We start from the raw sequence: 24,860 nt of genomic DNA, 5'->3' as shown, positions 1-24,860 counted from the left end.
ACCGCGCCGAAAGGCGTATAGTCCACGTGGACTAATCGAGGTGGAACATGAAGGATGCCGTGGATCGGCTCACGCCCATGGGGGTGATGGTGCTCGCGCTGCTGCGCGAGGCCGACATGCACCCCTATGAGATGGTGCGGCTCATGCGCACGCGCCACGACGACCGGCTGCTCACCATCACGAACGGCACGCTCTACCACACGGTGGCGCGGCTGCAGCGGGCCGGACTGATCGACGAGGTCGGCATCGACCGGGACGGCAACCGTCCCGAGCGCACGACCTACACGCTGACGGATGCCGGGCGCGACGCGGTCATCGCCTGGGTGCGGCGGGAGCTGCCCAAGGTCGATCGTCCTGCCGAGTTCCGCGTGGCTCTCGCCGAGGCGCACAACCTCGAGCACGCCGACGTCGTCGAGCTGCTGGAGGAACGTCGCGTCGCTCTCGTCGATGATCACACCATGCACCGTGACGGCCTGTCCAAGGCCAGGGCGAACTCCGTCCCCGAGCAGGTCCTCGTCGAGATCGAACGCCAGGAGGCCCTCCTCGCGGCCGAGCTGCGCTGGCTCGACTCCCTGCTCGCCCGCCTCGACGCCGACAGCATCCCCTGGGGTCCGACGAAGTTCCCCCACTCCGACCGCTACCTCGCTCAGCGAAAGGCTGCACAGCAATGACCGAATCACGACAGGCCGCCGGCCCCGAGACCGGGCCGTTCGCCGCGGGGAACGCGCCGAAGAGCCCGTGGCCCGCCCTCTGGGCGCTCGTCATCGGGTTCTTCATGATCCTCGTCGACACGACGATCGTCTCGGTGGCGAACCCGGCCATCAAGGCCGCGCTCGACCCGAACACGAACAACCTCGACAACGTGGTGTGGGTGACGAGCGCGTACCTGCTGACGTACGCCGTCCCCCTCCTCATCACCGGACGCCTCGGCGACCGCTTCGGACCGAAGAACATCTACCTCATCGGTCTCGCCATCTTCACGCTCGCCTCGCTCTGGTGCGGCCTGTCGACCTCGCTCGAAGGACTGATCGTCGCCCGCGCGGTCCAGGGTCTCGGCGCGGCGTTCATGACTCCGCAGACCATGGCCGTCATCACCCGCACCTTCCCGCCGAACCGCCGCGGCGCGGCGATGGGGCTGTGGGGCGCGACCGCCGGTGTGGCGACCCTCGTCGGTCCGCTGCTCGGAGGCGTGCTGGTCGACGGCCTCGGCTGGGAGTGGATCTTCTTCGTCAACCTGCCGGTCGGCGTGATCGCCTTCGTCGCCGCGTGGATCCTCGTACCGCGTCTGAAGACGCACCCGCACCGCTTCGACATCCTCGGCGTCGTGCTCAGCGCGCTCGCCATCTTCCTCGTGGTCTTCGGCCTGCAGGAGGGGGAGAAGTACGACTGGGGCGTCATCTGGGGCCCGATCTCGGTGTGGGGCCTGATCATCGCCGGCATCGTCGTGCTCGCGCTGTTCATCCTGCAGCAGTGGAAGACCAAGAGCGAGGCGCTCGTGCCGCTCGACCTGTTCCGCGACCGCAACTTCTCCGGCGCCAACGTCGCGATCGCCGCCGTGGGATTCGCGGTGACGAGCATGTCGCTGCCGCTGATGTTCTTCCTGCAGATCGCCCGCGGGCTCGCCCCGACTCAGGCCGCCCTGCTGATGATCCCGATGGCCGTGCTGTCCGGCGTGCTCGCCCCGCTCGCCGGACGGATCCTCGACCGGACCGACCCGCGGTTCATCCTCATCCCCGGTCTTCTCGCCTTCGCCGCCGCGCTGTTCTGGTACTCGTCGCTCGTGAACATGGACACGCCGATCTGGATGTTCCTGTTCCCGTCGGCGCTCCTCGGCATCGGCAGCGCGGGCATGTGGGGACCGCTCGCGACGACCGCCACCCGGATGCTGCCGATGCGCCAGGCGGGCGCCGGTGCCGGCATCTACAACACCACGCGCACGATCGGCTCGGTCGTGGGCTCCGCCGCGATCGCGACCTTCATGCAGGCGCGGCTCGAGGCAAACCTCCCCGGCATGGGAGATGCCGCGGGTTCGATCGGTTCGGGCGGAGCGCTGCCGGATGCCGTCGCCGAAGGCTTCTCCGCCGGCATGTCGCAGGCGATCCTGCTTCCCGCCGTCGTGATCCTCGTCGCGCTCGTCGCCTCGCTGTTCCTGCGCGGAGCTCCGAAGGGTGCGCCCGCCGCACAGCCCGACGTCACGGCATCCGCTCCGATCGAGTAGCTCCCGTCGCGAGAAGGCACCCATCCCGGTCGCGGATGGGTGCCTTTTCGCGACTTGAGCGGGCGCCGGATTCGTCGCTGAGCCGTTTTGCGTCTCTGCCGACGATCGTGATGTCATCGGCGGATGACGATCGACCTCATCCGACCGACCACCGACCTCTTCGACAGCTGGGCCGAGGCGGTCTCCGAGTTCGGTGACGGGCACGTCGATGGATCGGGTCTGTCGGCGCCTGTCACGCCGGACCGTGAGACGCTCGAGGCCCTCATCGAGAAGGCGACGCTGCACGCCGACACCTCCGCGGAGCTGCCGGACGGTCTCGTGCACAACGATCTCTACTGGATGGTCGACGAGGGTGAGGTCATCGGCTTCCTCTCGTTCCGGCACGAGCTCAACGACTGGCTCCGTGAGGCGGGCGGCCACATCGGCTACGCGGTCCGTGCGTCGCGGCGACGTCAGGGTCACGCGTCGGCTGCCCTCGCCCTCGGGCTCGACCGTGCCCGTGCCTTGGGGCTCGAGCGGGTGCTCCTCACCTGCGACGTCGACAACGTCGCCTCCGCCCGCACGATCGAGAAGGCGGGTGGCGTCCTGCAGGACGTGAGCGACCAGTCCGAGCGCGGGCAGGGGATGCTGCGCCGGTACTGGATCGCTCTCTGACAGGCGCCGGCGAACCGGAGGTGTGAGCGGCCGCCCGTTAGGGTGGATGATCGGCGGCTGTCCGGTCGCATCATCCGATCCCGAGGAGCATCCGTCGTGATCCGCACTCCCTCCGCGCGCCTGCGCCGCTTCGGCCGCACCGCCGTCGCGACCGCGCTGACCGCGTTCGTCGCCGCCGGCGCCCTTCTCGGCGGGGCGTCGAGCGCCGTCGCCGCCGAAGACGGCGAGACCTACGTCATCGGCACCGACACGACGTTCGCGCCCTTCGAGTTCACCGATGCGAGCGGCGACCTCGTCGGCATCGACATGGATCTGCTCCGCGCGATCGCTGCGGATCAGGGCTTCGAGGTCGAGATCCGACAGCTCGGGTTCGACGCGGCCGTGCAGGCGCTGCAGGCGAACCAGGTGGATGCCGTCATGGCCGGCATGTCGATCACCGAGGAGCGCGAGCAGACGTTCGACTTCAGTGAGCCGTACTTCACCAGCGGCATCCAGCTCGGCGTTCTCGAGTCCAGCGACATCCAGTCCCTCGACGACCTCGACGGCGAGGCCGTGGCGGTCAAGACCGGCACGCAGGGGCAGACCTTCGCCGAGGAGAACCAGGACGAGTACGGCTTCACCGTCACCCCCTACTCCGACACGACCGACATGGTCGACGCCGTGAAGGCCGGCCAGGCCGTCGGCTACTTCGAGGACTTCCCGGTGCTGGCCTACGGCATCCAGCAGGGCTCCGGATTCCGCCTGGTCGGCGAGCCCGAGCTCGGCGGCGAGTACGGCTTCGCGGTCAACAAGGGCATGAACCCCGAGCTGATCGAGATGTTCAACGCAGGTCTCGCGAACCTGCAGGAATCCGGCGAGTACGACAAGATCGTCGACACGTATCTCGCGGGCGGCGAGAAGTCGGCGCAGGCGACCGACATCTTCTCGGTCGCGGTGCAGTACTGGCCGGCGCTCATGCAGGGCCTCTGGCTCACGATCCTCGCCACGCTGGTCGCGCTCGTGGCCGCCTTCATCCTCGGACTGGTGTTCGGCTTCGGACGCATCTCGAAGTTCGCGCCGTTCCGCTGGCTCGCGACGGCCTACGTTTTCGTGTTCCGCGGCACGCCGATCCTCGTGCAGGCGTTCTTCGTGTTCTTCGCCATCCCGCAGCTGTTCCCGGGTCTGACGTTCAACCCGTTCGTCGCGGGCGCGATCACGCTGTCGCTCAACACGGGTGCGTACATGACCGAGATCATCCGCGGCGGCATCCAGGCGGTCGATCCCGGTCAGGCCGAGGCCTCCCGCTCGCTGGGTCTCGGGCACTGGAAGACGATGCAGAAGGTCGTGCTCCCGCAGGCATTCCGCATCATGATCCCGTCCTTCGTCAATCAGGGCATCATCACCCTGAAGGACACGTCGCTGATCAGCGTCATCGGTCTGGCCGAACTCACGTTCGTGTCGCGCCAGATCATCGCCTCCACCTACCTGTCGGCACAGGTGCTGACCATCGTCGCCATCATCTACTTCGTCGTGATCACGCTGCTGACGCTGCTCGCGAACCGCCTGGAGAGGAAGTTCAACGCATGAGCAAGATCGAGGTCAAGGATCTGCACAAGTCGTTCGGCGACAACCAGGTGCTCAAGGGCATCGACCTGACGGTCGAAGACGGCGAGGTCGTCGCGGTCATCGGCCCCTCGGGGTCCGGCAAGTCGACGCTGCTGCGGTGCCTGAACAAGCTCGAGGAGCCCACGTCCGGGCACGTCGTCATCGACGGCGTCGACCTCACCGACAAGAGCGTCAAGCTCGACGAGGTGCGGCAGCGCATCGGCATGGTGTTCCAGCACTTCAACCTGTTCCCGCACATGACGGTGCTCGAGAACATCACCCTCGCGCCGACCGAGCTCGGGAAGCTGTCGAAGGCGCAGGCCCGCGAGCGGGCGATGTCACTGCTCGAGCGTGTGGGTCTGGCCGAGAAGGCCGATGCGAAGCCGGCATCCCTGTCCGGCGGTCAGAAGCAGCGTGTGGCGATCGCCCGCGCGCTCGCGATGGACCCCGAGATCATGCTGTTCGACGAGGCGACGAGCGCGCTCGACCCCGAGATGGTGGGCGAGGTGCTGCAGGTCATCCGCGACCTCGCATCGGGCGGTATGACCATGGTGCTGGTGACCCACGAGATGGGCTTCGCCCGCGAGGTCTCCGGTCGCACGGTCTTCATGGACGGCGGCGTCGTGGTGGAGGAGGCCCCGCCTGCCGAGCTGTTCGGCGCCCCGAAGAACGAGCGCCTGAAGGACTTCCTCTCGAAGGTGCTCTGACCCCCTGGGTGGAGCGCGCCCGGACCCCGCGCCGACCTAGTCGGCGAGGGGCTGCGCGGGCGCGACGGCGGGATCGGATGCCGGTGCGGCGGGCCTGTGCCGACGGATCGTCGCACTGACCAGGGCCGCCACCGCGCACAGGCCGGCGGCCGCGAACCACGCGAACGTGTACTGACCAGTGTGGTCGCGCACGATCCCGGCGAGGATCGACGCGATGCCGGCGCCGATCTGGTGCGCCGCGAACACCCAGCCGAACACGAGCGGGCCCTTGGTGCCGAAGACCTCGCGGCAGAGGGCGATCGTCGGTGGGACGGTCGCGACCCAGTCGAGCCCGTAGATCACGATGAACACCACGATGCTCGGCTGCACCTCGGCCGAGAGCAGGCTCGGCAGGAACAGCAGGCTCACGCCGCGCAGCGCGTAGTAGGCGGCGAGGAGGATGCGGGGGTTCACACGGTCGGTCAGCCAGCCCGAGAACACCGTTCCGACGATGTCGAAGATGCCCACCACCGCGAGCAGCCCGGCGGCCGTCGTCGTCGCCATCCCGTGGTCATGGGCGCTGGGGATGAAGTGGGTGCCGATCAGGCCGTTGGTCGTCGCGCCGCAGATCGCGAAGCCGAGGGCGAGTGCCCAGAAGGTCTTCGTGCGTGCGGCATCCCGCAGCGTGGTGAGCGCGAGGCGGGCCGCGCCCCATGCCGAGCCGCGCGGCGCTGGCGCGGGTGCGGCGTAGGGCTCGGTCTCTCCGTAGCGTGTGACACCGAGGTCGCTCGGTCGGTTGCGGAGGAAGATCCAGACGAGGGGCGCGACTGCGAGCGCTCCTACCGCGATGATGAGGGATGCTCCTCGCCAGCCGACGTCCTCGGCGGCAGCGGCGATCACCGGCAGGAAGATCAGCTGTCCGGTGGCACTGCCGGCCGTGAGCACGCCGGACACGAGCCCTCGCCGGGTGGCGAACCAGGTGTCGGTGATGGTGGCGGCGAAGACGAGCGCCATCGATCCGGTGCCGAGCCCGATCAGCACGCCCCAGGTGAGGATCAGCTGACCCGGTGTCGCGACGAAGACGCTGAGCGCGGCCCCGGCCCCGATCACGAACAGCGCGACGACGGTCACGGCGCGGATGCCGAAGCGCTGCATCAGTGCGGCCGCGAAAGGGGCGATGAGCCCGTAGAGCAGGAGGTTGATCGACACGGCGAGCGACAGCTCCGCGGTCGTCCATCCGAACTCCTCCTCCAACGGCACCATCAGCACACCCGGCGCGGCGCGGAACCCGGCGGCGCCGATGAGGGCGATGAGCGCGACCAGTGCGACCGTCCACGCCGGGTGGAAGCGCCGCGGCCTGCCGTCGGTGCGGCCGGTCGGGGTGCTGGTGGGCTCCTCCACCGATTCGGCGGTCACGCCACGACTCCCGCGAGGAGGGCGAACGGGACATCGCCCATGCTGCGCCGCGCCCATCGCGTGCTGTCGGCGTCGAGCGGCGCGGCGCAGGGCGCGCACCAGTCGGCGGATGCCGTGACCTCGCCGCAGCGTCCGCAGGTCACCGTCAGCCCCCACTCGCCCTCGGGGTCGGTGATGTGCGCGAAGCGCGCGTACGCGTGCAGGATCGGGAGCGTCTCGCGGCCGGCATCCGTCATGCGGTAGCCCGATCGCGGGTCGTCGTCGCGGACGAGCAGACCGGCGTCGACCATCGAGCTCAGCCGCCGGGAGAGCACCGAGTCGGCGGCCCCGGTGGCGTCGCGCAGCTGGTCGAAGCGGTTCCGGCCCGAGAACAGCTCGCGCAGGATGAGCAGCACCCAGGGGTCGGCGAGCACATCGGCGGAACGGGCTATCGGGCAGGTCGTGGTCGACCAGTCGGAGCGGAGCGGCATCCGCCCACTTTCTTGAAGAAAGCGAGCGCTGTCAAGACGGGTGAGGCCGGAGATCGGAGGTTGGCAGGAATCTCGGACGATTCGGCAGGAATCCTCCGATCGGAGCGCCTCTAGTCCGCGACGCGGGCCGCGATGTCGGTGCGGTAGTGCGATCCGTCGAGACGGATGCGTCCGATCGCCTCGTAGGCGCGATCGCGCGCGGTGCGGAAGTCGGATGCCACGGCGACGACGTTCAGCACCCGGCCGCCGGTCGCGACCAGCGATCCGCCCGGTGCGTCCGGGCTCGCGGTCGCGGCGTGCACGAGTCGCACGCCCTCGACGGCGGCCGCATCCTCGAGTCCCTCGATCGGGCGTCCGGTCTGGGGTGCCTCGGGGTAGCCCTCGCTGGCGAGCACGACCGTGATCGCGACGTCGTCGCTGAAGACCGGCTGCGGCTGGTCCTCGAGGGTGCCGGATGCCGCGGCGAACAGCAGCTCCGAGAGCGGGGTGACGAGTCGGGGCAGCACGATCTGCGTCTCGGGATCGCCGAAGCGCGCGTTGAACTCGATCACCCGGACGCCCGCGGGAGTGAGGATGAGCCCCGCGTAGAGCAGGCCGATGAACGGGGTGCCCTCGGCGTCGAGCTGGCGGATGACGGGGAGTGCGACGTCGCGGGTGACCTCGTCGACGAAGGCCTTCTCGCTGCCGAACTGCTCGGCGAGCCACGGCAGCGGCGAGTAGGCGCCCATTCCGCCCGTGTTGGGGCCGGCGTCGCCGTCGAGCGCACGCTTGAAGTCCTGCGCCGGGCTGAGCGCGCGCACCGTGTCGCCGTCGCTCAGAAAGAAGAGTGAGACCTCGGGGCCGGACAGGAACTCCTCCACGAGCACAGGGCCCGAGGGGAGATAGTGCTCGGCGTGCGCGAGCGCCTCGGCGCGGTCGGACGTCACGATGACGCCCTTGCCCGCCGCGAGCCCGTCGGCCTTGACCACGTACGGTGCGCCGAGCTGGTCGAACGCGTCCTCGACGCCGGCCGGGGTCGAGGCGCGCACGGCACGTCCGGTCGGCACGCCGGCGGCATCCATCACGCGCTTCGCGAACGACTTCGAGCCCTCGAGCTGCGCCGCCGCCTTGCCCGGTCCGAACACCGGAACACCGTGGGCGCGCAGGGCGTCGGCGACACCAGCGACCAGAGGGGCCTCGGGGCCGACCACGACGAGGTTGATCGCGTGCTCGTTCGCGAACGCGGTGACCGCGGCGCCGTCGAGCGGGTCGACCGTGACGGGGGTCGCGTCCTGCGCGATGCCGGCGTTGCCGGGGGAGACGAAGATCTCGTGCTCCGCGTGCTCTGCCCGCAGAGCGAGGATGATCGCGTGCTCACGAGCACCGGAACCGAGGACGAGAATCTTCACCGGTCCAGCCTACCGAGCGCGGCCGTCGCGTTTCGGTGTGCGCGTGCGGCGTTCACGATTCAGTCGAATCGCGATGGAAGGTGCGTGTCCGGGGAGTTTCAGGGCGTTCCGGGCGAGTTCTTGCTGCATTGTGAACGCAGACGGGCGCGCTCTCGCCTCGCGCCGCGGCGCGTGTCAGAGCTCGATCGGGCGCTCGACCGTGCGGTCCCAGGGCAGGGTCCAGCCGGCGGCGTCGAAGAGCGCGTCGAGCACCATCGCCGTGAAGCCCCAGACGATCGTGCCGTCGACGTCGAACGCGGGCCCGCGGAACGTCTGCCCGAGCCGATGAAGCGTCGAGGTGAAACGGGTCTCGGGGTCGAGCAGCTGCGCGACCGGCACGCGGAAGACGTCCACGGTCTCGGCGTGGTCCACGGCGACGACGCGCGACGGGGACCGCCACCAGCCCAGCACCGGCGTGACCAGGTGGTTGCTGGCCGCGAGCGGGATCTCCGGCAGCGTGGCCAGGATCTCGACGCCCGCGGGGTCGAGGCCGGTCTCCTCCTGCGCCTCGCGGAGCGCGGTGGCGATGGCATCGGCATCCGTCTTCTCGCGGCGTCCGCCGGGGAACGAGACCTGCCCGGGGTGCGACGAGAGGGTGGCGGCGCGCCGCTGCAGCAGGACATCGAGGTCGGCGGCCACGGTGCGCTCGTCCGTCTGCGCCGGGATGCTGTCGAGCCGGCCGAAGAGCACCAGCACGGATGCCGGGTGCGCGCCGTCGAACACCGCAGGGAAGCCCTTCGCCCACCCGTCGCTGCGCTGTGCTGTCGCGAGCAGCTCGGCGCGGGCGCCGTGCAGGGTGTCGGGGTCGGGGCTCATCGATTCGAGCCTATGCCTGTCGGAGGCGTTCGGGGCGGGCGCGCGAGGCGGTTTCGTGCGCGTACCCTCGTTCTCATGCCCTCCCGCAGGATCGACATCATCGACGGACGCGCGGCCCTCGACGCCGTGCGCGCCGCGGATGCCGCCGGCTCGACGCCGCAGCGCACCGATCTCGCCACCGCCGTGCGCTACCTGCTGCAGCTGCTCGACGAGAAGGCCCCGGGCAACAGCGTCGAGGTGCGTGTGCCGCCCTTCGGGGCCGTGCAGGTCATCCAGGGGCCGCGGCACACGCGTGGCACCCCGCCGAACGTCGTCGAGATGGATGCCGCGACCTGGATCGCCGTCGCCACGGGTGCCGAGATCTGGACGGATGCCGAGACGGCAGGGCGCATCGCGGCCTCCGGAACTCGTGCCAGCCTCGTGGACGTGCTGCCGCTGCGTCCCTAGTCTGCATCGGGCCACTTCGACAGGCTCAGGGACCCAGGGTGTGTCGAAGCATCGTCGCGCGGGACGGTCACGTGCCCTCAGCGCCGGGCGACGACCAGGGGCACGGCCGTGACGGGGTGCGGGAAGACGTCGACGGGCTGGCCGTAGACCTCCTCGATGCGCACGGCCGTGAGCACCTCGGCGGGAGGGCCGGCGGCGACGACGCGGCCCTCCGAGAGCAGCGTGACCCGGTCGGCGTGCGCGAGGGCGGCGTTCAGATCGTGCAGCACGATCGCGACGGCGACTCCGGCATCCGCTCGTGCGCGGATCAGCCGCATCACGTCCTCATGGTGCTTGAGGTCGAGTGCGGCCGTGGGCTCGTCGAGCAGCAGGATGCCGGTGCTCTGGGCGATCACGCGGGCGAGGGCGACGCGGGCGCGCTCGCCGCCGGAGAGCGAGGTCACCGCACGTGCGCGCAGCGCCGTCACCTCGGTCAGGTCCATCGCCGAGGCGACCACGAGATCGTCGTCGTCCGCGGCGGGGGTGCGGGCCCAGGGCGCCCGTCCCATCCGCACGACCTGCTCGGCGCGGAACGGGAACGTCACGGTGTTCTCCTGCAGGAGCACCGCGCGCTGCCGTGCCAGGACCCGGGCGCGCACGTCTCCGATCGGCTGATCGTCGAGGACGACCTCACCGGACTGCGCGGGGACATCGCCCGCGAGGACGCCGAAGAGCGTGGTCTTGCCGGCGCCGTTGGGTCCCACGAGTGCGTGGATCTCGCCGGCATGGATCGTGATCGATGCGTCTTCGAGGATCGCGCGTCCCTCGCCGACGCGCACCGTGAGGTCGGCGCCGCGCAGCCGCACGCTCATGCCCACCCTCCAGAGCGCCGCCGCGTGCGCACGAGCAGCCAGAGGAAGAACGGCCCGCCCACGAGCGAGGTGATCATGCCGATCGGCAGGTCGGCCAGCGGCACCGCGGTGCGCGCGACGAGATCCGCGACGGCGATGAGCAGCGCTCCTCCGACCGCGGACGCGATCACGAGCGGCAGATGCGCGGGACCGATCACCATGCGCATCAGGTGCGGCACGACGAGACCCGCGAAGCCGATGATGCCCGCGAAGGCGACGGCCGCGCAGACCAGGATCGCGACGGTCACGATCACGACCATCCGCAGCAGCTCGACGTTCACGCCGAGGTGCCGAGCGGTGCGCTCGCCGAGGGAGAAGAGGTCGAGCGTGGGGGCCACGATGAGGGCGATCACGATGCCGATCCCCACGAGCGGGGCGATCAGCTGGATGTTCGACCAGAGGGCGCCGTTGAGCGAACCGAGCTGCCAGAACACGATCTGCTCGCGGGTCGACGTCGTGCCCAGGAAGGTGAAGAACGCCATGCCCGCGCCCGCGATCGCGTTGATCGCGATGCCGGTGAGCAGCAGCGTCACGACCTCGGTGCGCCCTCCGGAACGGCTGATGAAGTAGACGGCGAGCACCGCCGCGAGGCCGCCGAGGAAGGCGAATGCCGGTGTGGTCCACATCCCGAACGTGGCGAGGCCCAGGGTGATGCTTCCCGCGGCACCGAGAGCAGCGCCCGAGGAGACGCCGACGACGCCGGCATCCGCCAGCGGGTTGCCGAAGATCGCCTGCATGAGCACGCCCGAGACGGCCAGGGCAGCGCCCACGAGCAGTCCGAGCACGAGGCGCGGCATCCGCAGGTTGAAGATCACCCCGTAGTCCGTCGAGGCGGACGGGGCCCACGCGGTGTCGATGCCTATGCCGCGCAGCAGCACGCCGACGAGGGCCGTGGGGGACAGGTCGTACTGCCCGCTCGTGATCGAGGCGATGCAGGTGATCGCGAGCGCGACGATCAGGCCGACCAGGACCAGGACGAAGCGCAGCCCCCGATGCGCACCCGGCGTCGAGGTGACGACCTCGGAGGTCGCTGCCGTCGAGGTCACTGCTGGGGCTCGGGGGCGTACAGGGCGCGGGCGAGAGCGCCGATGACGTCGGCGGAGCGCGGCCCGAAGCTGAGGATCTCGCTGTCGGCCATGTCGATCACGCGACGGTTGGCACCGGCGGGGGTCTCGGCGACCGCGGGGATCCGCTCGATGAGCCCGTCGATGCCGCCGACCGATTCCAGGCCGTCCGTCATCATCACGAGCACATCGGGGCGTGCGGCGACGAGCGCCTCGGCCGTCATCGGCTTCATGCCCTCCCAGCCGATCTCGCCGGCGACATCGACACCGCCCACGGCGTCGATGAGCGAATCGGCGCCGGAGTCCTCGCCGAAGATGTAGTACACGTTCGCGTTGCCGCGCACGTAGAGGAAGAGCATCCGGGCGCGATCCTCCTCGGCGGCCGGGACCACCTCGGCGATCTCGGCGAGAGAGGCGTCGAGGGCGACATCCAGCCGCTCGATGAGGGCGTCGCCGCGGGTCGGCACGCCGAGCGCGGTGGCGATCTCGGTGACGAGCTCGTCGGTCGTGTCGATGCGGCGGTCGCTGGAGACGACGATCACGGCGATGCCGGCGTCGCGCAGCTGCTGACGGATCTCCTTCGGCCCGATCGAGGTGTCGGTCAGGATCACGGTCGGCGCGAGCTCGAGGATCGCCTCCGCGTTGAGGGTGTGCCCGGTCCTGGTCACGACGGGAAGCTCCTCGGTGCCGGCGAAGGCGGTCGACGAGTCGCGGCCGACCACCTGGTCGCCGAGGCCGAGCGCGAACACCGTGGCGGCGATCGTGCCGGAGATGTCGATGGGAAGGATGCGATCGATGTCGGTGATCTCGACCTCGCGACCTTCGCTGTCGGTCACGGTCACCGGCAGCTTCGGCGCGGTGTCGTCGTCGACCGCCTCGATCGCGCGGCTCGACAGGCAGGCCGTCGACCCGCCCGTGACCGCGCGGACGTCGTCGACCAGGTCCAGGGAGGAGAGCGGAGCGGATGCCGAGGGGCAGGTGTCTGCGGACTCGGAAGGGGCTGCCGCGGTCGCACCCGGCTCGGCGCACGCGGTGAGTCCGACGGCGAGAGCCGCGGCGATGAGGAGGGCAAAGGCGCGACGCATTAGGCAAGGCTATCCTAAAACTTGACGCGCTCCGAGGTCGCCCCCTACGCTCGGGGCCGTGGGCTTCTTAGCTGAGCCTAACCAAACCTCATCCCTTCGCCCGACTGCATTGCGGCACCGCCGGCGCGCGTGTCCGCGTGCCCCGGGGTCCGGAGAGAACCCGTGAACGACACAGCCATCCCCCTTCGAGCGAGCAGCCGCCTCCGCGTGCTCATCGCCGCCTTCGTCTCCTTGCTTCTCCTCGCCGCGGGAGCGGTGGTCGTGCCCCCTGCCCACGCCGCCGACGGCTCGGTCGACGCGAGCGTCACTGCTGCGTCGACGTCGGGTGTGACGGTGCAGGTGCAGGCATCCGGCTTGCCGGACGTCGCCGGCGCCTATGCCGCGCTCATCGTGAAGGGCACCGAAGGGTCGATCTCGGCGGGCGGCGGATACGCGGCGTTCGCCATGCCCTTCCCCGCGGTCAGCGGCGGAGCGAGCTCGTTCACGCTGACGGCTCCGGCCGGATCGCTCGACCGCACGCAGGCCTACGAGGTGCTGATCTGGCAGCAGCACTCGAACCCGGACGCGACGACGATCTACGCCCGGGGGGACGTGGAGGTCACTGCGGAGCAGTGGGATGCCGTGTTCGGCGCGGAGCCGGGAACCGACCCTGGTACCGACCCGGGCACGGACCCCGGCACCGACCCGGGCACCGATCCGGGAACGGACCCCGGCACGGACTCGGGAACCACGCCCCCGGCATCCGCGGCGATCGAGGTCTTTCTCGCCGACGGCACCACCCCGGCCGCGGGCACCGCGCTCCGGGCCGGCGACACGATCGTCGTGAAGGGCTCGGGCTACGACCCGACGGCCAACGTCGGCGGACGCGGTGTGCCGATCCCCGCGAACCTCTCGCAGGGGACCTACGTCGTGTTCGGCAACTTCGCCGCGAACTGGCAGCCTTCCGCCGGCGCGACGTCGGCCGCACGCTCGGTCGGCACGCAGGCCTGGGCTCTCTCGGAGTCCGTGCTGAACCAGGTCCCTGCGCAGTACCAGGGTGCGGTCCGCGCGCAGTGGGTCGACCTCGCCGATGACGGCACGTTCCAGGCCACTCTCACGCTGAAGGATGCCGCGGCATCCCCCGGTTCCTACGGCGTCTACACCTACGGGGCCGGTGGCGTCGTGAACGCCGACCAGGAGCGCAGCGTCGCCCTGGACTACGCCGTTCCCCCGAAGATCGTGATCTCGGCCGCTCTCGCGACGGCCGAGCCCGGCATCACCGCGTCCGTCACGGGTACGGGCTTCGGCGCCACGACCGGCGTGTACGCGGCGCTGATCCAGGCGGGAACCGAGGCGGATGTGACCGCGGGTGGCGGGTTCCTCGCGATGCAGTACGTGCGCGGGATCTCGGGTGGTGCGTTCGCGGTCGATCTGACCGCTGCCGCCGACGAGTTCGACCGCACGAAGACGTATGAGGTGATCGTCTGGAAGCAGCACACCCTCCCGAACGCCGACACGATCCTGAGCCGTGGAACGGTCGCGATCAGCGATGCGGACTGGGACACGCTGTTCCCCGTGGAGGTCCCCACGGTCGCGACGGCGGTCACGGCCGCGAGCGCTGATGAAGGACTGACCGTGACGGCAACCGGTTCGAAGCTCGGCGAGATCACCGGCGTGTACGCGGCGCTCATCGAGACGGGAACCGAGGCGGATGTGACCGCGGGTGGCGGGTTCCTCGCGATGCAGTACGTGCGCGGGATCTCGGGTGGTGCGTTCACGGTCGATCTGACCGCTGCCGCCGACAAGCTCGACCGCATGAAGACGTACGAGGTGATCGTCTGGAAGCAGCACACGATGCCGAACGCTGACACCATCCTCGCTCGCGGCGCCGTCGAGATCAGCGACGCGGACTGGGACGCGGTGTTCCCGGTCGACGAACCGGCGGTCGCGACGAGCGTCAAGACAGCCACGGCTGCGGACGGCCTCACCGTCACGGCATCCGGCGCGGAGATGGGCACGAACGTCGGCGCGTACGTCGCGCTGATCGAGGCCGGCACCGAGTCGGGCGTGACCGCCGGCGGCGGCTTCCTCGCCATGAAGTACGTCCCCCGGATCACCTTCGAGGCGTTCTCCGTCGACCTCACGACGGCCGCCGACACGCTCGACCGGACGAAGTCGTACGAGGTGATCGTCTGGAAGCAGCACACGATGCCGAACGCCGACACGATGCTCGCGCGCTCGACCGTCACGATCACCGAGGCGCAGTGGGACGCGCTGCTCGGCACGAAGCCCGAGGAGCCGAAGCCGCCGGTGACCCCGGTGACCCCGCCGGCGAACGTCCCCGGCGGCTCCCTGCGATGGGCGATCTCCTCGTCCTTCGCCGACTACGTCACCGGTCCGATCGCACAGGGGTCGATCTCCGTCTCCGGAGGAGCGACGCGCTCGGGTGGACAGTTCCAGTTCGGCCAGTCCGTCGGGGGTGACTTCGACGTCACGACCGGCGTCGGCAGCGTCGTCTACCGCGGCTCGGTGCGCTTCACCGGCCATCACGGGGTGCTCGACATCACGCTCTCCGACCCGGTGATCCGCGTCACGTCCTCGAACAGCGCGACGCTCTTCGTGTCGAGCGGCGGGTCGCAGGTGGCTTTCGCGACGCTCGACCTGGGCAGCGCCGTGCGCACGACCGCGAACGGCGCGGTGAGCTACACCGCTGCTCCCGCCGCTCTGACGGCTGCCGGGCGCGACACGGTCCTGTCGGGCAACTCGACCGTGCTCAACCCGGTCACCTTCACGATCGGCTCGCCGGCAGCGGCCCCGCAGGGAACGACGGGCATGGTCGCGGCGGCATCCGTCACGAAGAAGGCGGCGCTGCCCGACACGCCTCCCGCGACCGACGGCATCGTGATCGACGAGAAGAACCTCGCCGCACTCGAAGCAGGCAAGGCGGCGACCGTCTCCGCCGCGGGCTTCCAGCCGAACGAGGAGGGCATCCAGGTCGTCGTCTACTCGACGCCGGTGCTGCTCGAGACCGTGCAGGCGGATGCCACGGGCGTCGCGACCTGGTCGGGCACGCTGCCCGCCAGCCTCGAGGACGGCGCGCACACCCTGACGCTGCAGGGATCCGTCGACCGCGGTCTCGCCTTCACCCTGAACCGAGCGGCGGCCGTGATCGGCGCCTGCACGGTCGAGGGTGCGACGCTGACGTGGGGCTACAAGGAGTCGTTCCGCACGTACATCGAGGGCATCGCGAAGGGCGGCTGGACGCTCACCGGCGTGGAGTACCGGTACCCGGACTATGTCTGGGAGAGCGGCACCGGATCGTTCGACGACACCTCCCTCGCCGGGCTCGTCGCCTTCGGCGGCAGCATCGCCTTCACAGGTCACGAGGGCGCGCTGAACACGACGCTGGCGAACGCGCGGATCGAGCTCGCCGGCGACACCGGCTATCTCGTGTTCGACGTGACCGGCACCACGCAGGACGGCGCGAGCGTCGACCAGAAGGGCGTGCGTCTCGCGGAGTTCGCGGCGCGCGACGCGGCCGTGGTCGACGGGGTCCTGTCGCTGGATGCCGTGCCGACAGCTCTCACCGAGGCCGGTGCCGCCGCGTTCGGCACCTACGCCGCGGGCGAGGCGCTCGACCCGGTCACCGCGGTGATCCCGGTCGACGCCGACTGCGGCGTCGCGGCACCGGTCGAGGACGGGTCCGACTCCGAGGCGACCGCCGCGGTCACCGCCGCGACGACACCGGCGATCACGGAGGGCGCTCCGGTGTGGCCGTGGATCGTCGGCGGCCTCGTCGTCGTCGCTCTCGCCGCGGCGGGCGGGGTGCTCATCGCGCGCCGCAACCGCGCCGGGGCGGCCGAGGTGACGACGGAGGTCTGACGCTTCGGGCCCGCGACGGCACGGTTTGCAGGCTCAGATCACGAATGCAGGTCGAGATCGACGATCTCGACCTGCATCCGTGATCTCGACCTGCAAAGCGGGACGCGCAGACCGGCTGCAAGGTGTGCCCGAACGGTGGGACAATGGAGGCATGGCTCCCACCGATTCCCACCAGACCGTCGAGGCGACCGTGCGTCGCGTGCCTCGCTACGGCGTGCTCATGGGCATCGGCGTCGTGGTCGGGATCATCGCGGCCGCCATCCTGACCTGGAGCGGCAGCTTCGAGGAGTCGCAGGCTCTCGACGTCGTCTACCCGCCCGGTCAGGTCTTCGGCTTCCTGCTGCTGTGGACCGTGCCGATCGGACTCGCGCTCGGCGGTGTCGTCGGCATCATCATGGAGCGCATCGCGCGCCGTCACGACCGCGTCGTCACGGTCGACCGGGAGACCGTCGTCGAGACGGACCGACCGGCCGCCGACTAGGCCAGCTCGGCGATCACCGGACGGATCGCGGCGTCGAACGCCACGACGTCGCGCCGGAGCCCGTCGGTCACCGCGACCGTGAGGGCGCCGATCCACCAGATGCCGCGCTGCGAGAACGGCAGCACCTGCACGTTCAGCTCGAACGAATGCGCACGGCGTCCGACCTCGCGCTCGAACTCGGCGATGGCACTCGCGTAGGCGCGATACGCGTCGCCACCGGTGCTGCTCTTCATCGAGTTCACGTAGCGGTCGTGCGCGGCGCGCGCGTAGCGGAGCGCGGATTCCCCGTGCGGAGCGACCGCCGCGGCGAGCTCCTCCGCACCGGTGGCCGGCAGTGCGACGAGGGTGTCGAAGCCGTCGACGAGCTCGAGCGGCACCCCCGACGGGTGAGCGCGCGGCTCGACCGTCATGTCCCAGTAGTCCCGCCACTGCCCCTCGACGGCGGCCGACGCCTCGGTGGCATCCGGCGCCCGCACCGCGAGGTCGCGAAGGCTCGGGAGGTCCTCCGGGGCCCGGATCCCGAGCGTCTGGCGCAGCGTGAGCGCGACGAGCACCGGAACGCTCGCGTCTTCGCGGATGAGCCACTGCGGCTTGTCGGCCATGGCCCCATCGTAGGCGGGAGCGGGGCCGCCGTCCGAGCTCTGTTCCGGCGGAGAGTCGGGGTGCCCGCGGGCGGTAGGCTGGAGGTGTGGCTGCCTCCCCCACCAATCCCTATTCCGAAGCCGGCGTCGACACCGCTGCAGGTGATCTCGCCGTCGAGCTGATGAAGTCTTCCGTGCGCGCGACGCACGGCCCCGAAGTGCTCGGCGGTGTCGGCGGATTCGCCGGCCTGTTCGACGCCAGCGCACTGCGCGACTTCCGTCGCCCGCTGCTGGCGACGAGCACCGACGGCGTCGGCACCAAGGTCGCGATCGCTCAGGCGATCGACAAGCACGACACGATCGGCCAGGACCTGGTCGGCATGGTCGTCGACGACATCGTCGTGGTGGGCGCCAAGCCCCTCTTCATGACCGACTACATCGCGTGCGGCAAGGTCTTCCCGCAGCGCATCGCCGACATCGTGCGCGGAATCGCCGAGGCGTGCTCCGCGACGGGCACCGCGCTGGTCGGCGGCGAGACCGCTGAGCACCCCGGGCTTCTCGGCCCGCGTGACTACGACGTGGCCGGTGCCGCCACCGGTGTCGTCGAGGCCGACGCGATCCTGGGGTCCGAGCGCGTGCAGGACGGCGACGCGGTCATCGCCATCGCCTCCAGCGGACTGCACTCCAACGGCTACTCGCTCGTGCGCCACATCATCACGAACGCCGGCATCTCCTACGGCGACAACGCCGCCGACTTCGGCACGACCTGGGGCGAGGCGCTCCTCGAGCCGACCCGCCTGTACACGCTTCCGCTGCTCCGTCTGATCGACGAGCTGGGCCCTTCGACAGGCTCAGGGACCCAGGCCGTGGGGTCGGGGACGCAGGCCGTGGGGTCGGGGACGCAGGCCGTGCATGCGCTCAGCCACGTCACGGGAGGCGGCATCGCGGCGAACCTCGCGCGCGTGCTCCCGCAGGGCAGCTGGGCCGAGGTCGATCGCAGCACGTGGTCGCCGAGCCCGGTCTTCCGCGTGCTCAGCGACATCGCCGGCTCCACGCTGGAGTCGGCCGAGGGCACCTGGAACCTCGGCATCGGGTTCCTCGCGGTCATCGCCGCAGACAAGAAGGATGCCGCGATCGCGGCGCTCGCCGCCGAGGGCATGCCCGCGTGGCAGGTCGGGACCGTCGGCTTCGGCGCGCGCCCGGCAGGCGAGTTCGAACAGGGCGCCAAGGGCGTCGACGGTGGAGCGGTGCGCCTGGTGGGCGCCTACGCGGACGGAGCGAAGTAAGAGCCCATGTGCGGCATCGTCGGAATGGTGGGGTCCGCCCCGGTCAATCAGGACATCTACGACGCACTCCTGCTGCTGCAGCATCGCGGCCAGGATGCGACGGGCATCGCCACGGCGGAAGCCAACGGCGTCATGCACAACGCGAAGGCGCAGGGCATGGTGCGCGAGGCGTTCCGCACGCGCGACATGCGCGCGCTGCTCGGCAACGTCGGCCTCGGACACGTGCGCTATGCCACGAAGGGCACCGCGTCGAACGAGGAGGAGATGCAGCCGTTCTACGTGAACGCGCCGTACGGCATCATCCTCATTCACAACGGCAATCTCACCAACACGCGTGAGCTCACCGCCGACATGGCGAAGCGCGACCGTCGCCACCTCAACTCGTCCAGTGACACCGAGCTGCTGCTGAACGTGCTCGCCGGTGAGCTGCAGGCGACCACCTCGACCGTCGACCTCGACTCCGAGCGCGTGTTCGAGGCCGTCACCCGCACGCAGGCGCGCATCGAGGGCGCCTACGCCGTGATCGCCGTGATCGCCGGCTACGGCCTGCTCGCGTTCCGCGACCCGTTCGGCATCCGTCCGCTCATCCTCGGGCGCCGTCCGTCGACCGTCGAGGGCGCGGAGGGACGAGACGAGTGGGTCGTCGCGAGCGAATCGCTCGTGCTCGAGAACGGCGACTACGAGGTCGTCCGCGAGGTCGAGCCGGGTGAGGCCGTGTTCATCACGAACGACGGCGAGATGTTCAGCAAGCGGTGCGCATCGGACGTGCATCTCGCGCCGTGCGCCTTCGAGTACGTCTACCTCGCCCGCCCCGACTCGGTCATGAACGGCGTCTCGGTCTACGAGTCGCGCCTGCGCATGGGCGACCGCCTGGCCGACACGATCGCCAAGCACGTGCCGATGGACAAGATCGACGTGGTCATGCCGATCCCCGACTCGTCGCGCCCCGCCGCGATGGAGGTCGCCCGCAAGCTCGGCATCGAATACCGCGAGGGCTTCTACAAGAACCGCTACGTCGGCCGGACCTTCATCATGCCGGGGCAGGCGGTCCGCAAGAAGAGCGTGCGGCAGAAGCTCAACGCGATGTCGACCGAGTTCCAGGGCAAGAACGTGCTCCTGATCGACGACTCGATCGTGCGCGGCACCACGTCGAAGGAGATCATCCAGATGGCGCGGGATGCCGGCGCCGCCTCGGTGACCTTCGCATCCGCGGCCCCGCCCGTTCGGCATCCGCACGTCTACGGCATCAACATGCCGTCGCGCCACGAGCTCATCGCGCACGGGAGGACCATTCCCGAGATCGCGGAGGAGCTCGGCTGCGACCACCTGGTCTACCAGGAGGTCGAAGACCTCAAGGCCGCGATCATCGAGGGGTCCGTCCTGACGGATCTCGACATGAGCTGCTTCGACGGCCGCTACGTGACCGGCACCGTCTCCGACGAATACCTCGCCTGGGTGGAGGGGTCGCAGACCTCGTGACGCCGAGGCCGCTCTGGCAGGGGAGGGCTCTCGCGCTCGTCGGGATCGTGCTGGTCGCGTTCTCGCTGCGATCGGCTGTCGCCTCGCTGTCGCCGGTGATCGACCACGTGGCCGAGGACTTCCCCGTCTCGCCGGTCGTCATCGGCCTGATCGGGGCCGCGCCGCCGGTGTGCTTCGCGATCTTCGGCCTGCTCACTCCGCTGTTCGAGCGGCGGTTCGGTCTGGAGCGCGTCGCGGTGACCGCCATCGCGCTGATGGCGGCGGGGATGCTGCTGCGCGGGTTCGCTGTCGACTCCGTGACGCTTCTGGCGTCGACCGCCCTCGTCTTCGCGGGTGTCGGTTCCGGGAACGTGCTGCTGCCGCCCCTGGTGAAGAAGTACTTCCCCGACCGCATCGGCCTCATGATGACGGTCTACTCGACGACGCTGGCGATCTCGACCTTCCTGCCGCCGCTGGTCGCTGTGCCGGTGGCCGACTCGCTCGGCTGGCGTCTGTCGCTCGGCATGTGGGGTGTCGTCGCAGCACTCTCCCTGCTGCCGTGGGTGACGCTGGCCCTCCGTGAGCGCCGCGCACCGATGGTCGCGCCGGTCGAGTACGACGACATCGACCCCACGGACGGACGCCATGACGTGCAGGATGCCGTGGCCGTCGCGACCGGTCCGATCTCGACCGCTCCGGCGAACCCACGGTACTTCGCCCGGCTCTGGCGCCTGCCGCTCGCCTGGGCGCTCGCGCTCGTCTTCGGCACATCGTCGACCATGGCCTACGTCTCGTTCGCCTGGATGCCGACGATGCTGGTCGACATCGGCGGCGTCACTCCGGCGACCGCCGGTCTGCTGCTCTCCCTGTTCGCGCTCGTCGGTCTGCCGTGCTCGATGATCGTGCCGGTCCTCGTGGTGAAGTACCAGGCGACGCGTCCGCTCTTCTTCGTCGGCGTCGTCGGCGGTCTGGTGGGTCTGGCCGGGTTCCTGTTCGTACCGACCGTGGCGCTGCCGTTGTGGGTCGGCATCTTCGGGCTCTCGGCGATCATGTTCCCACTGAGCCTCGTACTGCTCAGCATCCGCGCACGCACGCCCGAGAGCGCTGTCGCGCTGAGCGGCTTCGTGCAGAGCATCGGCTATGCGATCGCCGCCGTCTTCCCCCTGTTGATCGGGATGCTCCACGAGACGACAGCCGGGTGGCAGGTTCCGATCTTCGTCGTCGCTGCCGTGCTCGTGCTCTCGATCCCCGCCGGGATCGTCGCCGGCCGACGGCGCACGATCGAAGACGAGTGGGAGCGTCGGCGCGGTCGCTGGTGAGGCCGGGTCAGCGCGCCGATCTCGGCGGTGCGGTCGAGGAGCGCACGATGAGCTCCGGGTCGGTCGACGGCACGTCGCCGACGGCCTCATGGCCCTCGATCTGCCCGATCACCCGGAGTGCCGCCGCGCGCCCCATCGCCTCGAACGGCTGACGCACCGTCGTGAGCGCCGGCGACGCGTAGGCTGCGAGGGCGATGTCGTCGACGCTCACGACCGAGACGTCCTCCGGTACGCTGCGCCCGGCCTCGTGCAGGGCGCGGATCAGGCCGAACGCCATCTCATCGCTGCTGACGAAGACAGCGGTCACCTCGGGGATCGCCGCGATCGTGCGGCCGGCGCGGTATCCCGACTCGGGGGTCCAGTCGGCGGGGATCACCGGAGGCGGCACGATGCCGCGGTCGCGGAGCGTCTGCTCCCACGCCTCGCTGCGCTGCTGCGTCTCGGCCCAGTAGTCGTCGCCCGAGACGTGCCAGACCGTGGAGTGACCGAGATCCAACAGGTGCTCCACGGCGAGGCGGGCGATCGCGCGCTGGTCGACGGCGAGCGGCGCATCCTCGTCGAGAGAGGCGCGCTCGCTGCGGGTCGATGGCGTGCGCTCTGTTCGCGCTCTCATGGCCGGGCTGTCGAGTTCGACCGGGATGCCGAGGATGATCCCCTCCGCTCCCTGCCGCTCCAGGCGGTCGAACGCCTCGAGGAACGACTCGGTCGATGCGTGGTCCGGAACCGCTGCGGTCGTGACCGTGTATCCGTTCGCCGCGGCCGCCTGCTCGATGCCGACGCCGAGCGCTGCCGAGGAGTACCGGTCGGTGGAGACGACGATGACGCCGAGGATCCGTGAGCGGCCGGAGGCGAGCGAGGCGGCGGCCGCGTGCACGCGGTAGCCCAGCTCCTCGACGGCCGCGAGAACCCGTCGCGCGGTGTCGGGGCGGACGTTGTCCTGTGCGGACATGACGCGGGAGACGGTCTGCGTCGAGACGCCGGCGAGGCGCGCCACGTCGACCTGGCTCGGGGCTCGATCCTCTCGAGGGCGGCGTGGGGACATGGAGCAATGATAGCGATCAAACGGCTGGTTTCCGGGGAGCAATGAGCGTGGGCATGCGATAATGTGAGCGCAAACACTTTCTTGGGAGCCCCATGTCTGACCTTCTCGCATCGCCTGCCGGCGTCGCCCCCGCCGCGCTCGACGGGCGGTCGCCCGCTCTGACCTGGTGTGACGGCGAGATCCTCCGTCGCGGAGAGAAGCACCGCATCCTCTCCGGCGCGATCCACTATTTCCGCGTGCACCCTGACCAGTGGGAGGACCGGCTCCGCCGCCTCGCGGCGATGGGGGCGAACACGGTCGACACGTACGTGGCATGGAACTTCCACGAGCGGGTCGAGGGCGACCGCCGTTTCGACGACTGGCGTGATGTCGAGCGATTCGTCCGGATCGCGGGCGAGGTCGGGCTCGATGTCTTCATCCGGCCGAGTCCCTACATCTGCGCCGAGTGGTCCAACGGCGGCATCCCGCACTGGCTCTCCGGACGCGTCACCGCACTGCGCACCAGCGATCCCGCCTTCCTCGCGGCCGTCGACGCCTGGTACGACGAGCTCATCCCGCGACTCGTGCCGCTGCAGGCGGCGCACGGAGGGCCCATCGTCGCGGTGCAGGTGGAGAACGAGTACGGATCCTTCGGGAGCGACGAGGAGTATCTCGCCCACCTCCGCGACGGGCTCCGGTCGCGCGGGATGGTCGAGATGCTCACGACGGCCGACGGGATCACGGGCGACATGGTCGCCCACGGCAGCATCCCCGGCGCGATGACCACCTTCACCTTCGGCACCGGTGTCGGCGAGGCCCTGAAGCTGCGCCGGGACGGCGAGGCGCTCATGTGCAGCGAGCTGTGGGGCGGCTGGTTCGACCACTGGGGGGAGCGGCACCATGTGCGCTCCGCCGCGAGCATGGGCGGCACCCTCGGCGAGCTGCTCGATGCCGGAGGCTCGGTGAGCCTTTACATGGCGCACGGCGGCACGAACTTCGGTCTCTGGAACGGCGCCAACCACGACCGTGTGCTCCAGCCCACGACGACCAGCTACGACTCCGATGCCCCGATCGGCGAGGACGGGTCGCTCGGCGCCAAGTTCCACGCGCTGCGTGAGCTCTTCGCCCCCTTCCATCGAGAAGAGCTGCCGGCGATCCCGCTCCCGCCGCGGCGGCAGGCGGCGGCATCCGTCTCCCTGGTGCCGCAGGCATCGCTGCTCGACGTCGTCCGCGCGGCACCTCCCATGGGCGCGCCGACCCCTCGTCCGCAGACGTTCGAGCAGCTCGGCGCGGAGGACGGGCTCGTCGCGTACGAGACCTCGGTGTCGTTCCCCGAGGGCGCCACGCTCACGATCGAGGGTCTGCATGACCGCGCGACCGTCTTCCTCGACGATGAGCGGATCGGCACGCTGGAGCGCGACGGCACGACCTCGATGGTCCTTCCCGGTTCCGCGCGCACGGGGCTCCTCACGATCGTCGTCGAGAGCCTCGGCCGCATCAACTACGGCCCGTACACCGGCGAGGGCAAGGGGGTCATGCGGGGCGTGATGATCGGCCGCCGCTTCGTCAACGCCTGGACGCACCGTGTCGTGCCGCAGGAGGCGCCGGATGCCGAGAACGCGTTCGGCGTGCGCGACGGGCTCGCCGTCGCGCACATCGACGTCGACGAGGCGCTGGACGCCTGGCTCGCCTTCCCCGGCGGCGGCAAGGGGATGGTGTGGTTGAACGGCTTCCTGCTCGGCCGGTACTGGAAGGTGGGCCCGCAGCAGACCCTCTATGCGCCCGCCCCGCTCTGGCGGTGCGGGCGCAACGAGATCCGCGTCCTGGATCTCGACGGTGTCGGCGCGACCGTCGAGATCTGCGAGGAGCCGGTCTTCGGCGACACCGAGGAGTTCGTGGGGTCCTGACCGGGGATGGTCGCAGAGCCGCTCGGCCGTGAAGGCCGGGCGGCTCTTCTCGTCCGGTCGCGACATGGAGAATGTTTGCGCAGATATCAAGAAGAATCCTTGTCATGCGAATAGAGCGACTGTAGGGTGATAGCGCAAACATCAGCTTCTGCTGATGGCTTCCATCTGCGGCGCATCGGGGCGTCTCGA

Annotated in this window: 21 protein-coding genes; 12 read left to right on the top strand and 9 right to left on the bottom strand. The window is 70.1% G+C overall.

Going from position 1 to position 24,860, the window contains the following annotated elements; all coding sequences use genetic code 11:
• Nucleotides 1–47 precede the first annotated feature (47 nt).
• The 5 genes from LBN7_RS07295 (at nucleotide 48) to LBN7_RS07275 (ending at nucleotide 5,163) form a co-directional block, all read left to right on the top strand.
• Complete coding sequence (locus tag LBN7_RS07295; protein ID WP_116634051.1) at nucleotides 48–671, top strand: PadR family transcriptional regulator; 624 nt, start codon at nucleotides 48–50, stop codon at nucleotides 669–671.
• A complete protein-coding gene (locus LBN7_RS07290; RefSeq protein WP_116634052.1) occupies nucleotides 668–2,218 on the top strand; it encodes a DHA2 family efflux MFS transporter permease subunit in 1,551 nt (516 codons plus the stop codon). The genes LBN7_RS07295 and LBN7_RS07290 overlap by 4 nt, the downstream gene beginning before the upstream one ends.
• A gap of 123 nt (nucleotides 2,219–2,341) precedes the next feature.
• The gene (locus LBN7_RS07285) at nucleotides 2,342–2,872 is read left to right on the top strand and encodes a GNAT family N-acetyltransferase (protein ID WP_407361388.1); all 531 of its coding nucleotides are present in this window, start codon (nucleotides 2,342–2,344) and stop codon (nucleotides 2,870–2,872) included.
• Nucleotides 2,873–2,968: 96 nt separating this feature from the next.
• On the top strand, nucleotides 2,969–4,438 hold the full coding sequence (locus LBN7_RS07280; protein WP_407361387.1) for an amino acid ABC transporter substrate-binding protein/permease: 1,470 nt from the start codon (nucleotides 2,969–2,971) through the stop codon (nucleotides 4,436–4,438).
• Nucleotides 4,435–5,163 (top strand): amino acid ABC transporter ATP-binding protein, encoded by a 729-nt coding sequence (locus LBN7_RS07275; RefSeq protein ID WP_116634054.1) that lies wholly within the window; start codon nucleotides 4,435–4,437, stop codon nucleotides 5,161–5,163. The genes LBN7_RS07280 and LBN7_RS07275 overlap by 4 nt, the downstream gene beginning before the upstream one ends.
• 36 nt (nucleotides 5,164–5,199) lie before the next feature.
• Here LBN7_RS07275 and LBN7_RS07270 read toward each other — a convergent pair whose 3' ends face one another.
• The 4 genes from LBN7_RS07270 to LBN7_RS07255 form a co-directional block, all read right to left on the bottom strand.
• The gene (locus LBN7_RS07270) at nucleotides 5,200–6,558 is read right to left on the bottom strand and encodes an MFS transporter (protein ID WP_407361386.1); all 1,359 of its coding nucleotides are present in this window, start codon (nucleotides 6,556–6,558) and stop codon (nucleotides 5,200–5,202) included.
• Complete coding sequence (locus LBN7_RS07265) at nucleotides 6,555–7,028, bottom strand: winged helix-turn-helix transcriptional regulator (protein ID WP_407361385.1); 474 nt, start codon at nucleotides 7,026–7,028, stop codon at nucleotides 6,555–6,557. Before LBN7_RS07265 ends, LBN7_RS07270 begins: the two co-directional genes overlap by 4 nt.
• Before the next feature lie 110 nt (nucleotides 7,029–7,138).
• A complete protein-coding gene (purD, locus tag LBN7_RS07260) occupies nucleotides 7,139–8,416 on the bottom strand; it encodes a phosphoribosylamine--glycine ligase (RefSeq protein ID WP_407361384.1) in 1,278 nt (425 codons plus the stop codon).
• Between the two features lie 174 nt (nucleotides 8,417–8,590).
• Nucleotides 8,591–9,271 (bottom strand): NUDIX hydrolase, encoded by a 681-nt coding sequence (locus LBN7_RS07255; RefSeq protein WP_407361383.1) that lies wholly within the window; start codon nucleotides 9,269–9,271, stop codon nucleotides 8,591–8,593.
• Between the two features lie 75 nt (nucleotides 9,272–9,346).
• Between LBN7_RS07255 and LBN7_RS07250 the strand changes: the two genes are divergently transcribed.
• Nucleotides 9,347–9,718, top strand: coding sequence for a sterol carrier family protein (locus LBN7_RS07250; RefSeq protein WP_116634059.1), 372 nt, complete (start codon nucleotides 9,347–9,349; stop codon nucleotides 9,716–9,718).
• Between the two features lie 77 nt (nucleotides 9,719–9,795).
• On the opposite strand, the gene LBN7_RS07245 is transcribed toward LBN7_RS07250, so the two are convergent.
• The 3 genes from LBN7_RS07245 to LBN7_RS07235 are packed head-to-tail and all read right to left on the bottom strand — an operon-like array spanning nucleotide 9,796 to nucleotide 12,757.
• Nucleotides 9,796–10,569 (bottom strand): heme ABC transporter ATP-binding protein, encoded by a 774-nt coding sequence (locus LBN7_RS07245; RefSeq protein ID WP_407361382.1) that lies wholly within the window; start codon nucleotides 10,567–10,569, stop codon nucleotides 9,796–9,798.
• On the bottom strand, nucleotides 10,566–11,654 hold the full coding sequence (locus tag LBN7_RS07240; RefSeq protein WP_341946543.1) for an iron ABC transporter permease: 1,089 nt from the start codon (nucleotides 11,652–11,654) through the stop codon (nucleotides 10,566–10,568). The genes LBN7_RS07245 and LBN7_RS07240 overlap by 4 nt, the downstream gene beginning before the upstream one ends.
• Nucleotides 11,651–12,757: a hemin ABC transporter substrate-binding protein gene (locus tag LBN7_RS07235; protein WP_407361381.1), complete on the bottom strand. Its 1,107-nt coding sequence runs from the start codon at nucleotides 12,755–12,757 to the stop codon at nucleotides 11,651–11,653. The genes LBN7_RS07240 and LBN7_RS07235 overlap by 4 nt, the downstream gene beginning before the upstream one ends.
• Before the next feature lie 162 nt (nucleotides 12,758–12,919).
• Between LBN7_RS07235 and LBN7_RS07230 the strand changes: the two genes are divergently transcribed.
• Nucleotides 12,920–16,618, top strand: coding sequence for an HtaA domain-containing protein (locus LBN7_RS07230; RefSeq protein ID WP_407361380.1), 3,699 nt, complete (start codon nucleotides 12,920–12,922; stop codon nucleotides 16,616–16,618).
• Between the two features lie 151 nt (nucleotides 16,619–16,769).
• Nucleotides 16,770–17,099 (top strand): potassium transporter Trk, encoded by a 330-nt coding sequence (locus tag LBN7_RS07225; protein WP_116634064.1) that lies wholly within the window; start codon nucleotides 16,770–16,772, stop codon nucleotides 17,097–17,099.
• Here LBN7_RS07225 and LBN7_RS07220 read toward each other — a convergent pair.
• Nucleotides 17,096–17,701, bottom strand: coding sequence for a zinc-binding alcohol dehydrogenase (locus LBN7_RS07220; protein WP_341946540.1), 606 nt, complete (start codon nucleotides 17,699–17,701; stop codon nucleotides 17,096–17,098). The two genes, LBN7_RS07225 and LBN7_RS07220, sit on opposite strands and share 4 nt — an antisense overlap.
• An 86-nt stretch (nucleotides 17,702–17,787) precedes the next feature.
• Here LBN7_RS07220 and purM point away from each other — a divergent pair, with 86 nt between their 5' ends.
• From purM to LBN7_RS07205, 3 genes are read left to right on the top strand one after another with little or no spacing between them, the layout of a single operon-like run.
• Nucleotides 17,788–18,966 (top strand): phosphoribosylformylglycinamidine cyclo-ligase, encoded by a 1,179-nt coding sequence (gene purM, locus LBN7_RS07215; RefSeq protein WP_407361379.1) that lies wholly within the window; start codon nucleotides 17,788–17,790, stop codon nucleotides 18,964–18,966.
• Nucleotides 18,967–18,972: 6 nt separating this feature from the next.
• Nucleotides 18,973–20,445, top strand: a complete 1,473-nt coding sequence (gene purF / locus LBN7_RS07210) for an amidophosphoribosyltransferase (RefSeq protein WP_116634067.1) — start codon at nucleotides 18,973–18,975, stop codon at nucleotides 20,443–20,445.
• Nucleotides 20,442–21,743 (top strand): CynX/NimT family MFS transporter, encoded by a 1,302-nt coding sequence (locus LBN7_RS07205; RefSeq protein WP_207769900.1) that lies wholly within the window; start codon nucleotides 20,442–20,444, stop codon nucleotides 21,741–21,743. The genes purF and LBN7_RS07205 overlap by 4 nt, the downstream gene beginning before the upstream one ends.
• 7 nt (nucleotides 21,744–21,750) lie before the next feature.
• On the opposite strand, the gene LBN7_RS07200 is transcribed toward LBN7_RS07205, so the two are convergent.
• Nucleotides 21,751–22,785: a LacI family DNA-binding transcriptional regulator gene (locus LBN7_RS07200; protein WP_116634068.1), complete on the bottom strand. Its 1,035-nt coding sequence runs from the start codon at nucleotides 22,783–22,785 to the stop codon at nucleotides 21,751–21,753.
• 92 nt (nucleotides 22,786–22,877) lie between these two features.
• On the opposite strand from LBN7_RS07200, the gene LBN7_RS07195 reads away from it, so the two are divergent.
• Nucleotides 22,878–24,671 (top strand): glycoside hydrolase family 35 protein, encoded by a 1,794-nt coding sequence (locus LBN7_RS07195; protein WP_407361378.1) that lies wholly within the window; start codon nucleotides 22,878–22,880, stop codon nucleotides 24,669–24,671.
• The last annotated feature ends 189 nt before the right edge of the window (nucleotides 24,672–24,860 follow it).

It is taken from the genome of Microbacterium sp. LBN7 (genome assembly GCF_045690345.1).
Lineage (GTDB): Bacteria > Actinomycetota > Actinomycetes > Actinomycetales > Microbacteriaceae > Microbacterium.
This window is presented reverse-complemented; position numbering and strand designations above follow the sequence as displayed.